The organism is Parafrankia sp. FMc2 (assembly GCF_041008525.1).
In the GTDB taxonomy this organism is placed as follows: Bacteria; Actinomycetota; Actinomycetes; order Frankiales; family Frankiaceae; genus Parafrankia.
Map to the genome: position 1 here is coordinate 1 of NZ_JBFLUG010000518.1, position 546 is coordinate 546.

Genomic DNA, 546 nt, shown 5'->3' on the forward strand with positions numbered 1-546 from the left:
GGTGATAGTCGCGGGCGTGTGGGTAAAACCGTTACATGAGGTATGCGACGGGTGGCGGGTTGACGCCCGCCGAGCAGGTGGAAAGGGAACGGGTCCGGATGGCCGCAGCCGACCGGTTCGATCAGGGTGCGACACGAGCGGAGGTGGCCCGGGAATTCAAAGTGACCGTGAAAACGGCGGGATGCTGGTACCGCGCCTGGGAATCGGGGGGTGCGGCTGCGTTGCGGTCGACCGGTCCGTTGTCGGCGTGCCGGTTGGATGATCGGCAGCTGGCCCGGCTGGAGGCGGTCCTGCGCCGCGGGCCGGAGGCGTACGGCTGGGACGATCAGCGATGGACGTTGGCCCGGATCGCGCAGGTGATCAGATGGGAGTTCGGGGTCGTCTACACGCTGCCCGGGGTGTGGATGCTGCTGGACCGACACGGCTGGTCGTGCCAGACACCGGCCCGCCGTGCCCTTGAACGCGACGAGACCGCCGTCAAGGAGTGGCAGGACCAGGAGTGGCCGGCGGTAAAACGACCGCGGCGGCCCGGGACGCCTGGGTCTG

General features: G+C 68.9%; 1 protein-coding gene. It reads left to right on the forward strand.

Annotated elements, in window-relative coordinates; translation table 11 throughout:
* Positions 1 to 35 precede the first annotated feature (35 nt).
* The coding region (locus AB1460_RS38245) for a winged helix-turn-helix domain-containing protein (protein WP_368967500.1) at positions 36 to 546 on the forward strand (511 nt) is incomplete at its 3' end.